This is a genomic window from Microvirga brassicacearum (genome assembly GCF_008757455.1).
In the GTDB taxonomy this organism is placed as follows: domain Bacteria; phylum Pseudomonadota; class Alphaproteobacteria; order Rhizobiales; family Beijerinckiaceae; genus Microvirga; species Microvirga brassicacearum.
Genome location: NZ_VCMV01000077.1, coordinates 94,945 through 108,395 on the forward strand (window position 1 = coordinate 94,945; position 13,451 = coordinate 108,395).

At 58.2% G+C, this 13,451-nt stretch carries 15 protein-coding genes; all 15 read right to left on the reverse strand.

Annotated features, from left to right (window positions below; genetic code table 11):
- Nucleotides 1-171: 171 nt before the first annotated feature.
- Nucleotides 172-1,356 carry a chemotaxis protein MotC gene (locus FEZ63_RS23825; protein WP_150949758.1) on the reverse strand — a complete coding sequence of 395 codons (1,185 nt, stop codon included), beginning with the start codon at nt 1,354-1,356 and terminating at the stop codon, nt 172-174.
- Nucleotides 1,357-1,361: 5 nt separating this feature from the next.
- A complete protein-coding gene (locus FEZ63_RS23830) occupies nt 1,362-2,540 on the reverse strand; it encodes a MotB family protein (RefSeq protein ID WP_150949760.1) in 1,179 nt (392 codons plus the stop codon).
- 3 nt (nt 2,541-2,543) lie between these two features.
- Entirely contained in the window at nt 2,544-3,227 is a 684-nt protein-coding gene (locus FEZ63_RS23835; RefSeq protein WP_150949762.1) for a hypothetical protein, read from the reverse strand.
- Nucleotides 3,227-4,876: a flagellar basal-body MS-ring/collar protein FliF gene (fliF, locus tag FEZ63_RS23840; RefSeq protein WP_150949764.1), complete on the reverse strand. Its 1,650-nt coding sequence runs from the start codon at nt 4,874-4,876 to the stop codon at nt 3,227-3,229. The genes FEZ63_RS23835 and fliF overlap by 1 nt, the downstream gene beginning before the upstream one ends.
- A gap of 154 nt (nt 4,877-5,030) precedes the next feature.
- Nucleotides 5,031-5,786: a flagellar type III secretion system pore protein FliP gene (gene fliP / locus FEZ63_RS23845; protein WP_150949766.1), complete on the reverse strand. Its 756-nt coding sequence runs from the start codon at nt 5,784-5,786 to the stop codon at nt 5,031-5,033.
- An 83-nt stretch (nt 5,787-5,869) separates the two neighbouring features.
- Nucleotides 5,870-6,385: a flagellar basal body-associated FliL family protein gene (locus FEZ63_RS23850; protein ID WP_150949769.1), complete on the reverse strand. Its 516-nt coding sequence runs from the start codon at nt 6,383-6,385 to the stop codon at nt 5,870-5,872.
- A 23-nt stretch (nt 6,386-6,408) separates the two neighbouring features.
- The gene (gene flgH, locus FEZ63_RS23855) at nt 6,409-7,107 is read right to left on the reverse strand and encodes a flagellar basal body L-ring protein FlgH (protein ID WP_150949771.1); all 699 of its coding nucleotides are present in this window, start codon (nt 7,105-7,107) and stop codon (nt 6,409-6,411) included.
- Nucleotides 7,107-7,424, reverse strand: a complete 318-nt coding sequence (locus FEZ63_RS26340) for a MotE family protein (RefSeq protein ID WP_420846328.1) — start codon at nt 7,422-7,424, stop codon at nt 7,107-7,109. Before FEZ63_RS26340 ends, flgH begins: the two co-directional genes overlap by 1 nt.
- 221 nt (nt 7,425-7,645) lie before the next feature.
- Entirely contained in the window at nt 7,646-8,743 is a 1,098-nt protein-coding gene (gene flgI / locus FEZ63_RS23865) for a flagellar basal body P-ring protein FlgI (protein WP_150949775.1), read from the reverse strand.
- Nucleotides 8,744-9,208 carry a flagellar basal body P-ring formation chaperone FlgA gene (flgA, locus tag FEZ63_RS23870; RefSeq protein WP_150949777.1) on the reverse strand — a complete coding sequence of 155 codons (465 nt, stop codon included), beginning with the start codon at nt 9,206-9,208 and terminating at the stop codon, nt 8,744-8,746.
- A 24-nt stretch (nt 9,209-9,232) separates the two neighbouring features.
- Nucleotides 9,233-10,021, reverse strand: a complete 789-nt coding sequence (gene flgG / locus FEZ63_RS23875) for a flagellar basal-body rod protein FlgG (protein WP_150949780.1) — start codon at nt 10,019-10,021, stop codon at nt 9,233-9,235.
- Between the two features lie 10 nt (nt 10,022-10,031).
- Nucleotides 10,032-10,376, reverse strand: a complete 345-nt coding sequence (gene fliE / locus FEZ63_RS23880) for a flagellar hook-basal body complex protein FliE (protein ID WP_150949824.1) — start codon at nt 10,374-10,376, stop codon at nt 10,032-10,034.
- A 2-nt stretch (nt 10,377-10,378) separates the two neighbouring features.
- Nucleotides 10,379-10,795 carry a flagellar basal body rod protein FlgC gene (gene flgC / locus FEZ63_RS23885; protein WP_150949782.1) on the reverse strand — a complete coding sequence of 139 codons (417 nt, stop codon included), beginning with the start codon at nt 10,793-10,795 and terminating at the stop codon, nt 10,379-10,381.
- Nucleotides 10,792-11,181, reverse strand: a complete 390-nt coding sequence (gene flgB, locus FEZ63_RS23890) for a flagellar basal body rod protein FlgB (protein ID WP_244622964.1) — start codon at nt 11,179-11,181, stop codon at nt 10,792-10,794. The genes flgC and flgB overlap by 4 nt, the downstream gene beginning before the upstream one ends.
- Nucleotides 11,182-11,426: 245 nt before the next feature.
- On the reverse strand, nt 11,427-13,097 hold the full coding sequence (locus FEZ63_RS23895) for a methyl-accepting chemotaxis protein (protein ID WP_150949787.1): 1,671 nt from the start codon (nt 13,095-13,097) through the stop codon (nt 11,427-11,429).
- Nucleotides 13,098-13,451: the final 354 nt, after the last annotated feature.

Sequence of the window (13,451 nt, forward strand, 5' to 3'; positions counted from 1 at the left end):
CCTTGATCCTTGCCTGATAGTCCACTGAGGACGGCGCCAAAAGTATCGCGCGTCGCTGCTCCAACTTCGGCGTCGGGACCGTTCGATGACGATGATGCCGCGGATTGGCTATCGGTCCGGCGAACCACATTCTGAAGCATCATATCGAGTTTGCTCATCGGGACAGTCGCCTCAGTTCTTGATCAGCTTGTCGACGCGTCTCAAGGCCGCCTGAGCCTTTGTTACGGCGGAAAGCTGTTCTGGCGCTTGCGTCGGGGGGGTGATGCTGTCTGCTGCCTTTACATCCGTCACCCGATCGGGGAGTCGCCGAATCTGCTGAGCCATCGACATGGCTGAGTTCAGCAACTGCCCATCCACGGCCGACAACACGGACTTATTGATCGCCTCGAGTTCCTGAAGCCCCGCATCGAGCGATTGTGGCGACACGACCATTGCGGCGGCGTGATAAAGCTTGGCTCGCGTCGCGCTCTCCTCACTGCCTTCCGACAGCTGAAGTGCCGCCTCAGCCGTCAGGAGCGCCGACTTGAGTCGCCCCTGTTCGACGGAGGTTCGAGCAGCAAGGAGGTACAGGTCCCTCCTGGCACTCGGCTCAAGATCCTGCAGGATCACCGCAATTCTGGAAAACCGATCGGCGGGCGTCGCGAAATCGACGCGACTGAGGACGGAGGCTAAACGTTGGCGGAAGTTTCCCGCATAAACGGAATGCCGGTAACGCCTTAAGTAATTGCGAACGAGAAACTCAAACTTCGCGTCATCTTGCATCTGGCTTGCAACAAAAACCTGTCTCCGAAGAGCTGCCTCCTCCAAAAGCGTCCCGGGTGCCTGAAGCCGCACAAGGTCCAGAAATTCCATCGATTTTTCTGGTTGCGCCCGCACGAGCAGCGCGGACTGCACCAGCGCCAGCTGAGCACCCATTGTTGCCGGAAGAGCGACGGCATTGATCGGCAGAAGCGCCCGCTTGGCCTCTTCTTCTCGCCCTTCGACATACGCGAGAGCTCCTTCGACTAACGGCAAATCTTCCTGCGAGATCAGCCGTGGGTCGAGCAATTTCCGCAAAATCTGCGGGCTTCCGCCGCTGAGTGCATAAACGACGGCCGCATGGACATTGCGCTTGTCCTGCCACAGGTCATTGGCGAGCCCCAGGAATCGCTCATCAAAAATCGCGAGGAGACCGCGCTGGCCGGCGTGAGCCTCGCTCGAACCTACAGCAATCTGATCCTGCATCAACTGCAGGGTGCGCATCATTTGAATTGGGGGCGAGACCGCATCGGGCTCCTTCAGATCAGGCACCGCCAAAGAGGCCGTTCCAAAGCTCAAGAACAAGGCCAGAAGCACTGTCGATGCAAGGCGGCTCATGGGGGTCACTCCTGAAGGAGAATTTCGATGCGGCGGTTCTCGGCCGCATTTCGATCATTTGCGACACGCGGATCGCGATCTGCATGTCCTTCGATTCGCACGATCCGCTCTTCCGGAAAGCCACCGCGGACAAGCATATAAAGAGCCATCTGGGCACGTGCCTGCGAAAGCCGCCAATTGTCATAGTTCTCCGATTTGAATGGACGGCCATCAGTATGTCCGCGAACAACAATCTTGCCGGGGCGGGCCCGCAGGATCTTTGCAATGCTCTCCATCGCTTTCACCACCTTTTGATGTGGTTCGGCCGAGCCGATCGCGAACATGCTGAAATCGAAATCGTCGGTAAGGCTGATCAGTGTGCCCGCCCCGGTCCGCCGCACTTCCATCGAGGGCGCGGCTGCTTTGTCTCGCGCAGGCTGAACTGCAGTCGTGATTTCGCTTTTGAGTTTGGCAATCTCCTGATCGACATCGCGCACCGCGGTTGCGAGGATCGCACCGGGATGCTGCTCCTCAGGGGCTCTCCCCGCTGCGTCAGACAATGATTGCGCCGGCTCCTTGCGCGTATTTGGCGCCAAGACGTCGAGCGCCCGTTTCGACGACGCCGGGGCGGTGCCAGGTTTCGGTGGCGTCTCGGTCTTCAGCGCATCGACCGGCGACACCTGCCAGTAGAGAGGATCAAAAGGATCCCGGTAAGCTTCGCCAGCGGCAAGCCCTGGAACCTCGCTATCGCCCGGCGTCGCATCGGCGCCGAGCGTATCCTGTGGCCGAGGCTCAATTTCGGTCGCGATTCTCGCGAGTACCGCATAGGGATCTTGAAAAAGCGCGCCCTCCTTGAATCGGGGCTTCTGCAGTTGATGGGACTGCCCACCGGTGCCCTCGCCGCTTCCCTTCTCATGACCTGACTTCTTGGGATCAGGCACGCCCTCGGGGGGAACATTCTGCGGCTCATCCAGCCCCTTCTTGTTTGGCGTCGTCTCTGCCAGTTGAACTGGGTTGAAATAGTTCGCAATGCTGGTCCGGGTGTTCTGATCCGTCTGGCTGATCAGCCACATGACGAGAAAAAAGGCCATCAGGGCCGTCATGAAATCGGCATGCGCGATCTTCCAGACACCACCCTTCATGACCTCCTCTTCGTCGGCAGCGCGCCGAACAATGATGATTTCCTGTTTATCCGAAGCAGCCATAAATCACTCGCAAACAGGTATGCTGCGCAGACGCTCGGCCCAGGAAGTCAATTGCGTCTCGATCAATGTACTACCCGCCGCAATCGACACGTCGCTATCGCTGCCCTCGATAAACTCTACCACCGTGTGAAGATCGCCGGCGGCTTTCCTAAACTCATCTAGAACGTCCTTCGGGCCGGTGACTTTGATGATCGGGGACGCCGGACCCGACAGAATCGAACTCAGAGCAGCCTTGGTGACGGTCATGGCCTGCTGACGAAACGCCTCCGCCATGAATGGCCTGAGGATGTTTGCAATGCGCCCGGACAGTGTTTCTTCGACCTCGTGGAGTGTCTCGCGAAGTTGCAACGCCAACGCCGAGCCTTCGCAGGTAGCCCACGCTGCGCGTTCGGCCGTCAAACTCTCCACATACTTCTGGTTTTCCGCCGCAAGCACGTTATCGAGATGAAGACGCGCAATCTCCCGTTCCGCCTCCCTTGCTTCCTGAACGGCGGCGTTGATGGCTTCTGCCTGCAGGTCAGCGGGGGTAAGCTTTGGCTTCGGTGCTGCGCGCGCCTCAAGCGGATCCTGCCCATCATCTTCGGAGAGCCGAATCGTGCGCAGCGTGGAGAACGGGTTCTTGGGAACAGATTGCCGCGCTGGATCGGCAACAGTGAAGTCCGTCAGCAGGAGGGAAAGCGCGCTCACTACGCGGCCTCCGGCTGCATCAGCCATTGCTTCAGGACCAACGCCGCTTGCTCTTCGTTGAAGTCGACGATGTGCTCGAGCATCCGTTGCGGGGTATTGCCCTCAATCAGCTTGGGTAAGGGATCGGCCTCCAGCCTTGCGTGACGTTCGGATTCAATTTCCGCCGCCTGCAGCGCAAGCGTTTCCGCCTGCTGCTGTGCCAGCAAGGCAGCGGCCCGTTCCTTCTGATATTCGATTTCCGCCTGCTGCCGTGCAACGAGCATCTTGACCGCAGGGCGGAGCCCAAACCAGATCATCAGGACACAGAGCGCCAGGATCGTCACCGCGTTGATGAACGTCCCTAGCTGACGACCCAGAATCTCAGTCCAGCTTGGTCCCGGAACGGGCTGGAGATTATCCGAGCCCTCGATGAATCCGACAGCCGCGACTTTGATCTGATCGCCGCGCGCCTTGTTGAAACCGGCGGCAGACGAGACCAACTGCTCGATCTCGATGATCTTGGCATCCAGCTCCGAGGGTGCCGCGTTCTCTCCCACTAATGTGGCGAGACGCGTCTTGTTGACCAGAACCGCAACCGATAGATCCTTGATCGAATATCCATCGCTGACGGTTTGGATGGTCTTCGAGGAAATTTCGAAGTTTGTCAGTTCCTCTCGACGTTGATTGTCTTCGCTCGAGTTTTCGCTGCCGTCGGCCCTGACATTCTGATCGGGCAGATTCTGCTGAACCGTCGTTGGCTTCTGCCCCTGTCGGTTCTGCGAAACTTCCACTTCCTTGACGGTCCTGATCGACCGCTCGACTTTGGATTCCGGATCGAAAATCGTCTCGCTCGTGTTAATTTTATCCGTATTCAAACGCGCCGCGACGCTGATCTCGAAATTTCCGATACCCAGGTACGGCGCAAGAGTCCGTCGCACGGCGTTTTGGATTTCGCTTCCGACGGTCTTCTCAAGATTCGCCAGCTTTCCGGTCGAGACGTTTGCCGCGTCGTCGCCCGACATCAGCAATATGCCATCTGTGTTCATCACAGTGACCTTCTCGACCTTCATGCCGGGAATGGCCGCCGCCACCAGATGCCGGATGGCCTGGGCTGCCGAGCGATCGTCGCTCGGTGTTGTCCTGATAACCACCGAAGCGGAGGGCACCTGTTGCTCACGACGGAACGAGCCGCGATCGGGAAGGACGATATGAACGCGCGCAGCCTTTACGCCTTTCATGGCCTGGATGGTGCGCGCAAGCTCACCCTCCAGAGCCCGCACTTTCGTGACTTCCTGCATGAACGAGGTCAGACCCAATGAACCGAGGTCATTGAAAAGTTCATAACCAGATTTCGTGCTGTGCGGGAGGCCCTTCTCGGCGAGTAGCATTCGAGCCTGCGCGGTGTTCCCGTAACTCACCAGCAATGCAGTGCCATCCGAGCTGACGTCGAATGCGATGTTGGCGTCTTTCAGCACAACTCCCATTCGGCTGACGTCTTCCCGGTCAAGCCCCGTATAGAGGGTCTCTTGCGCAGGCCGGCTCAAGAAATATGCACCGGCACCCACGATCAGAAAGACAGCGAGGCCAATCGCTCCGAGCATTGCAAGGCGACGAGCACCGAGCTGGAGGAGGCTGATCCACAATCGTTCGGCGTGTTGACGACCAGGCATTCATGCTCTCGGGTTAGACAAATCGATTTCACCGGGAACTTTTGCCTGATCAACCTTGCGCGAGCATTGCACCCGAATGCTTTCAACCCGTGCGACGCGCGGGGAAACCTCGTCTTGATAGCAGGCAACGCAACCTAAGGCGCCGAAAATCGCCTCAATAGTAGGACTTCACGAGGCCGGTAACCAAAATGTTCCAACCATCGATCAGGATAAAAAAGAGTATTTTGAATGGCAATGAGATGACGGTGGGCGGCATCATCATCATACCCATCGACATCACGAGCGTAGCCACGATCATGTCGATAACGAGAAAAGGCAGCGCGATCAGGAACCCGATCTCGAAGCCTCTTCTGAGTTCCGAGATCATGAAAGCCGGGATGATAATCCTGAGGTCAATCTTTGCATCCGGACCCGCTTCGGCATCCACGGCGGAACTCGGAAAGCTGTTCGAGGCGAGATCGGTGAAGGTTTGGAGATCCTTGGGCCGCACGTGTTGAAGCATGAAGTCCCGAAACGGGTCGGTTGCCTTCGCAAACGCCTCGCTCTCGGAAATTCTATTCTCCGTGAGAGGTTTCAAACCCTCCTGCCACGCCTTGTCGAAGGTCGGCGCCATGACAAAAAACGTCATGAAAAGTGAAAGGCTTATCAGAAAGAGGTTGGCGGGCGTGCTTTGAAGGCCAAGTCCTGATCTGAGGAACGAGAACGCCACCACAAATCGCGTAAAACTCGTCACCATGATCAAAAGGCTGGGTGCCAGCGACAGCACTGTCATCAGTGCAACAAGTTGGATAATGCGCCCGCTTACGGCGCCATCCCCTTGGGGGATGAGGGCATCGAGCCCCGGCAACTGGGCGTTGGCAGCCGTCGTCGCGAGGCAAAAAAGGCCAGTCAGGGTGAGACGAATAAACATCGGTAAATATCTAAAAATCGAGGTCAAAAATTAGCCAATCCGTGCGAGCGAAGGACGACGACGTCGCGAGCGCCCGCACGCGCTCACTGGACAACCAGAGATTCGACGATTAGCTCCTGGATACTGCCCTTCGAGCGGAGCCGTACCCTTTCGTTCAAATCTTCCCTGAGATGAAGCAGCCCACTCGGACCTTGTATCTGAGCAAGCGAGACGGTCCGCAGAAAAGCGAGGAGGTCCTGACGGGTTTCGGCGACCATGATGTCGGGATTGATATCCGTACCACTCTTGAACACAATCGAGGATTCGAGGCGAATCCAATCAGTTTCCGAATTGGCGAGATTGGTGACGACGGGTGCAACACTCCTGAGAGAGATGGCGCCCGAATAGGGACTCGCCGACACATTGCTCGCCTCGGTTTCCGCGCGATGCTTCGCAAGGACTGCTCTTTCGAACTCAGAGACCATCAACGCACCGACACCACCGCCGAGACCCACAGCCAGAAGAGTCAGGAGCACAAGGGTCAAAGCCCAACCGAAGCGCCCGCCTCTGTTGGCGGCGTTTCCGGAATTCGGGAGAGCCAGAGTGTCACCATCAGCCATTGCGTATCGCCTTGTTGAGGTATCTAGAACGGCGTGACAGCATCAAAGATCTGCTGCCCGTAGGCCGGTTGCTGAACCTCCATGATTCGGCCACGCCCGCCATAGGCCACTCTCGCTTCGGCGATCTTGTCGTAGCTGATCGTGTTTTTCTTGGATATGTCGCCGGGCCGAACGATTCCGGCGATATTCAGAACCCGAAGCTCGAAATTCACCCGGACCTCCTGAGACCCGCTGATGAGCACGTTTCCGTTCGGCAGAACCTCGGTCACGACGGCAGCGACCGATAACCGGAGCTTTTCCGATCGATCGATGGTGCCCCTGCCGTCCGATGAGGACGTCGACCGCAAGCCAACCTCGCCGACGCCATCCGCGTTCCAGCCGTTGAACGAGAATCCATAGTCGAGACCTGCATTCAACCGGGATGACCGCGAGCGGTCACTGGCGTTCTCGAACTCTGCCTTGTCGTCGATCTGAATGTTGACCGTCACAATGTCGCCGACCCGTTTGGCACGCGCGCTCGTGAAGAGATCCGCGCTCGCATTGCTCCAGGTCGACCCCGGAGAGCTGCGTTCCGCGATCTTGAACACATGAGGCACGCCCTGCCGCTCAACCGAAAGCCCCGAGCCAACGGGGGTCATGCCGGGCTCACGTCCAATATCTGCGGGACGTGTGGAGCAGGCTCCGAGGAAGAGAACCGCCGCAAGTGCAAATCCGCGTTTCATCAGGATTTCTCATTGGTGTGAATGCGGGTCGGCGCGTCCGTGATCACATTCGTCAGCTGAGCAGCCCGCGCAGGCTCCATTTCGTTCAGCACCGCGCTTGAGGCCCGCGGGTTCAACTTGGCCAGAATGGCCGCCGCGATCTCAATGTCCATATTGGCGAGTTGAACCGCAGCAGCATCGGGGCGCATGCGCGCATAAATCGACACGACCTTTTCGTCAGCCTTTGCAAGAAAATCGTTGCGCCTGGCCAGCCATTCCTCGAATTCAACACGCTTCGCTTCGAGAACCTTGATCCGGCCTTCGATTTCCTTCTCCATTTTGGCTAACGCCTCTTTCTGCAGAATGAAACGGGCGTCGGCTGCCGCATCCGCAATGCTCTCGCAGTACTGACTGGATTTTGCTTCCGGTGGCTTGCTCGCGGCAGCCTTCGTTTCGAAAGGCTTCCGGGCCGCGGTTTGAGCGACGGCCGGTCCGGTTGCGCCAAGGAGAAGACACAGCGTTGCTGCCGCAAACGCCGACCTCGTTAGATTCGGCCGCATCATTGGATCACCAATTCAGCCTGCAAAGAGCCGGCCGTCTTGACCGCCTGCAGGATTGCGATCACGTCTGTGGGCTTCAGGCCCATCTGATTGAGCCCCTTCACGAGGGTTTGAAGGTCGGAGCCACCGACAATCGCCAAGGGAACCCGCTCCTCGGCCGCGGTAATCTCGGTCCGCGGAACCACCACCGTTCGCCCGTCGGCAAACATATCCGGCTGCGACACTTGCGGCGTTTCCGTCACGCGGATCGTCAAGTTGCCGTGCGTGATGGCAACGGTCGAGATTTGTACGTTCTTTCCGATCACAACCGTGCCGGTGCGTTGGTCCACCACGATTCTTGCCGGCGTATCTGGCTGAATCAAAAGATCACCGAGTTCGGCGATAAACCGGGTCGATCCGACATTCTTGGGCTTTGCCAAAACGACTGTGCGAAAGTCCCGCGGAGAAGCAACGCGCGTTCGGTAGCGCTGTTGCGAGTATGCGTTGATGGCATCGGTTATTAGCGTAGCTGTCTTGTAATCCGGATTTTTCAGCTCGAGAATCATGGAGTTGGACTCGCGCAAACCGCCGGAGACTTCCCTCTCGATCAGCGCGCCATTTGGAATGCGGCCGGCTGTGGCAACGCCCGAGGTCAGCGTTTCGGCTTGTCCTTGAACTGAAAATCCCGAGACTGCGATTCCGCCTTGTGCGACCGCATAAACTTGGCCGTCTCCACCTTGCAGCGCCGTCAGCATGAGGGATCCACCCTTGAGGGACGTCGCATCGCCCATCGAGGTGACCGTGACGTCAATGCGGGAACCGGTGCCGACGAAGGGCGGAAGATCCGCGGTCACGATAACGGCAGCAACGTTGCGGGTCCTGAGATTGAGCTCGCGAACATTCACGCCCATGCGATCAAGCATCGATTGCAGGGATTGTTCGGTGAATTGAGAATTCCTCAACGTATCGCCGGTGCCCTGAAGCCCCATGACGAGCCCATAGCCGATCAGCTGATTGTCGCGCACGCCCTGAACCGCCGCGACATCCTTGATGCGCGTCGCCGCAACGCTTGGGGAGATGAAAAGGGCCGCAACGAGACAGGCGAGAGTTCTGAACATTTAATAGCCACCAATCCGGATTTTTCCGTCAGCTTCGACGCGACCGATGATGATCCGACCCGAGTCGATGTTCTTGACCTGAATGCTTTGGCCGACGATGCCAGATTGAAGCGGGGTTCCCACGCCGGTGATGGAGAGGCCGGCCTCCTCAAAGACGACGGTGGTCGGAACGCCGCGCGTCACCACCTTGGGGTCGTCAACCGAGTTCATCGGTATCGCTTCGCCGGGTATCAGCGTTCTCCGGACCGTTTTGCCGATCAGCACGCGCGGGCTTTCGATGACAGCCGTCCGGAAGCGGTATGTGTCCGGATACAACCTGTCCTTCAGCATCGCCGCATCGATGATGTCGCCGGGATAGATCGTCACCGTCGGAACCGGGAGAATACGATCTTCCGCTAAAACGGGAGGAACGCCAATCGTCGCCATGGTCACGGCGACGAGGATGGGCTTATGAAATGCTTTCATCACGGCTTTCCTGTTCCGGAAATGTTAGCGAATGCCTTTGGAGACGGTTCCCGCCATGTCGTCGGCAGCCTGAATCACTTTGGAATTCATCTCGAAGGCGCGCTGCGCCGAAATCAGGCTCGTGATTTCCTTGATCGGATCAACATTGGAGGCTTCCAGATAACCTTGATGAATTTTGCCGAAGCCCGGATCACCGGCGACGCCTACCACCGGAGCACCTGACGCCAGGGTTTCGCGATAGAAATTGTTGCCAAGCGGTTCGAGCCCGGCATCGTTCGCGAAATTCGACAATGTCAGCTGGCCGATCTCCTGCGGAGCAGCCTGACCGTCGATCTTCGCATAGACTTGCCCCGATTCATTGATCGTCACATCGATCGTGTTGACCGGAATGATAATGGCCGGTTGCAGCGTATAGCCATCGATGGTGACCAACTGACCGTCACCATTCTTATTGAACGATCCTGCGCGCGTGTAGATCGTTTCTCCGCCGGGCGCGTTCACCTGGAACCAGCCTCGACCGTTGAGCGCGAGATCAAACTGGTTTGAGGTGTTGGCCAGCGATCCTTGGCGGTGAAGGTTACGGATCGCCGCGGTTCTCACACCCAGACCGAGCATTGCGCCCTCCGGGACCGGGCTTTCGCCAGCTTGCGCCGGCACGCCCAGGGATCTTTCGGCCTGATAAAGCAGGTCGGTGAACTCCGCACGCGCGGCCTTGAAGCCCGTCGTGTTGACGTTCGAAATGTTGTTGGCGATGACCTCGACGTTCAGCTGCTGCGCGTTCATGCCGGTCGCAGCAATTGCAAGAGCTCTCATGATGCTATCCTCAAATCGCCATACGCGAAATTTCTTGGTAGACGCCCACGACCTTGTCGCGGATCGCAATCGCCGTCTGAAGCGTCTGCTCCGCGGACATGACCGCCTCGACCACCTGCTGGACCGAAGCTTTGCCTTGAATGCCGGAGATCGCGGCGGCTTCGCCGGTTTTGATCGTGTCGACGGCAGTGTTTGCGACCTGCGCCATCATATCGCCGAAGCTCGTCGGGGAGGCGCCCGCAACACCGGCGGCGCCAGCGGTCCCCATGTTCTGGATCCCGGTCACCTGCTGGCTTGAGGTGACGCCGCCGGCGCGATCGATGACCGACGAGATGGAGGAAATGGAGTTGAGCATGGTCATGTTCTCAATAGGTCAATTGTCGCCGATATCATCGAGCGCACCTGCTTGATCATCTGCAGGTTGGCCTCATAGGATCGGTTGGCCTCGCGCATATCGGTCATTTCGGTCAGCACGTTGATATTCGGCATCTTCACCATGCCGTTCTCATCCGCCGCCGGGTTTCCCGGATCGTACTGAACCGGATACGGAGCCGAATCCTCGCCGATGCTCTTGACGGAAACCGACGCGGCGCCAAGCGCGCGGTCCAGTTGGCTCCGGAAAGTGATTGTTTTGCGGGTATAAGGGTCCGAACCTTCCGTGCGGCCGGTCGAACTTGCGTTCGCGACGTTCTCCGAAACAACGCGGAGGCGCATCGATTGCGCCTCGAGACCGGCGCCGGATAGCTTGGACGACGCAATGAGCGGGTCGATCATGATCCGGTCCTCACAGCTGACATCAGCATCCGATGAAATGATTTGACGATGGTGGTATTCAATGTGTGCTGACGAGCGACCTCGCCGGATTTTGTCAGTTCCTGCTCCAGGCTGACCGAGTTGCCCGAATAGACAGTGTCCCAGGTGTCCGCCTTCTTGACCTTCGTGCCTTCCACATGGCGCGCGTCAAAGCCGATGTGATTGGCTCTGGTTGCCACCATCGTGAGCTTCGTCTTGTCAAGAATGTCCGCAAACGGCTCTACGTCCCGCGCTCGAAAGCCGGGAGTGTTCGCATTCGCAATGTTTCCGGAAATCGCCGACTGACGAACGGCGAGCCATTTAGCTTGCCGCGATGCCACATCGAACAGGTAGACAGGTGCCGTCACACTGGCCTCCGAGGAAGTCTTCGGTAGCCGGTTTACGCCCACAACCTTGCGCGAAGCTGACATTGCGACCGGGGAATTGGGGCAGTCCTACCGCGCGCGAGCGCGGGCCGGGGCAACGGGAGCAGAAGCCGCGGCGCGCGGCAATCGCCTCGACTGCCGCGCGCTGTTGACTTTGCTAATCACCGGTATGGTGCGGGCATTGGCAGGCGGAGAAGCCGAAGCTGCCCCGCCTTGGCAACGCCCGATCAGGCCGCTCGAATATGACTGAGGAAAGAATCGACCTCGCGGCTCAGCTTGGTCGAGTTTCGGGAAAGCTCGCCCGCCGAAGAAAGCACCTCGGATGCGGCCGTCTGCGAATGGGTCGAGGCGGCCTGGACGTGGGTGATGTTGCCGGTCACCTCCTGAGTGCCGCGTGCCGCCTCGCTGATCGAGCGTGCGATCTCCTGGGTTGCCGCCTGCTGTTCTTCAGCGGCAGCCGCCACCGTCGCGGCAATCTGGTGCATTTCTTCGATCGTCGCGCTGATTTCGCGGATGGCCTCGACGGCGTCGCGGGTGTCCTGCTGGATCTTGCCGATCTGTTGAGATATTTCCTCGGTGGCCTTCGAGGTCTGGTTGGCGAGTTCCTTCACCTCGGATGCCACGACGGCAAAGCCTTTCCCGGCCTCTCCGGCACGAGCGGCTTCGATCGTCGCGTTCAGCGCCAGAAGGTTTGTCTTCTCCGCCACATTGCTGATGATCGACACGACATCCCCAATTCGCTGCGCATTGGCAGCGAGCGCCTCGACTCGTGCGTTCGTGCTCTGTGCCTTCTGGACCGCCGATGACGCGATGCGCGAGGATTGCGAGACCTGCATGCCGATCTCGCCTGCTGTCGACGCCAGTTCCTCTGTCGCCGCGGCAACCGCCTGGACATTCGACGATGTCTGTTCGGAGGCGGAAGCAACCACACTTGACTGTGCGAGCGCCTGCTCGGCCGTTGAAGACATCGACTGAGCCGTGGTCTCCATCATGTTTGCTGCAGTGGAGAGCTGCTGGACGAGAGAGCCCACGCTGCCTTCGAAATTCCTGGCGAGATCGAGCATCTCCACTTTTCGAGAAGCCACGAGTTCCTCGTCTCTCCGGATCTGGTCGAGCCGCATCTTTTCGGTGTTCGCCATGTTGGTGGCAAAAACGCCCATCGCCTTCCAGATCTCTCCAATTTCATCGTTGTTCGGCTTTGCGGTCGGGAGGTGATAGTCGCCCGAGGCAAGCTTCTGGATGGCAGTGGCGACATTTTGCAGCGGCCGCGCAACCTGCACATGCCCGATGATCCAGCCCAGCGCAACACCACCCAGCAGCCCGCCGGCCGCAAGGGCCAACATCAGATTGAGTCGGAATTCGTATTCGCCGGCCGCGTCGCTGTCGATTACCGCAATCCTGTCGGCGATGCGCTTCGTCATCGCGTCGATGCTTTCCTGCAGAGCGCGCCTGTTGGCGCGGTTTCCTTCATTGAAACCTTGCTCTGCGGCGGCCGCAGGAGAAATCTGAGTGCCGAGGCGAATGGTCTCGAGGCGAAATTCTTCGAAAGACTTTGCGTCTTTTACCAACTTATCAAAAATCGCGCGATCTTCGGCAGTAATGAGCGGCGACCATTTCTGGATCAGGCCGTTGATCCCGGCGATGGCCACGCGGGCGGGCTTGGCATATTGCTCGGCCTCGGTTTTGTCCTTGGCCGCGTAGATGCCTCGGGATTCCATGACAACCGCGGTGACGAGCCGGTTCATATGCTCGCTGTACAGCGCCTGCTTCGACGTCTCGGCCGTCATGTCGACCGCGTGGTCAAAGACGATGATACTGTTGATTCCAACCGCCGAGATCGTGACTGCGATAAAACTGAGCGCGCCGATAAGCGAAAATAATTTGGTCCTGATGCGCATAATAATGCCTGATCGCGTTAGCTGCTGGAATTAGCATTAATCGGCATTAAAGACATTTTTTAAAAATTCAAGGCGCCCCGGGTGCTCGGGAATTTATTTTTTGGAATTTTTATTGATTTGTTTTTTAAGACCAAGGATGCGGTTTTTTTGCACGACGGAGCGCAGCCCGCGGAAAAAAACCGCTGCGAACTCCGATGAAATATATTTTTTGGTTTTTTTTTGCGAGTATTTATCGATTTTCGGGTTTCTGTCTCCGGCGGCAGACCCAAAGCATCGGATGGCCATTTGGACACTTCGTCCGTTTCCTGACGCTCACAGCACAGCGCCGGGATGGGGTGGCAAGTCGCCCGATCG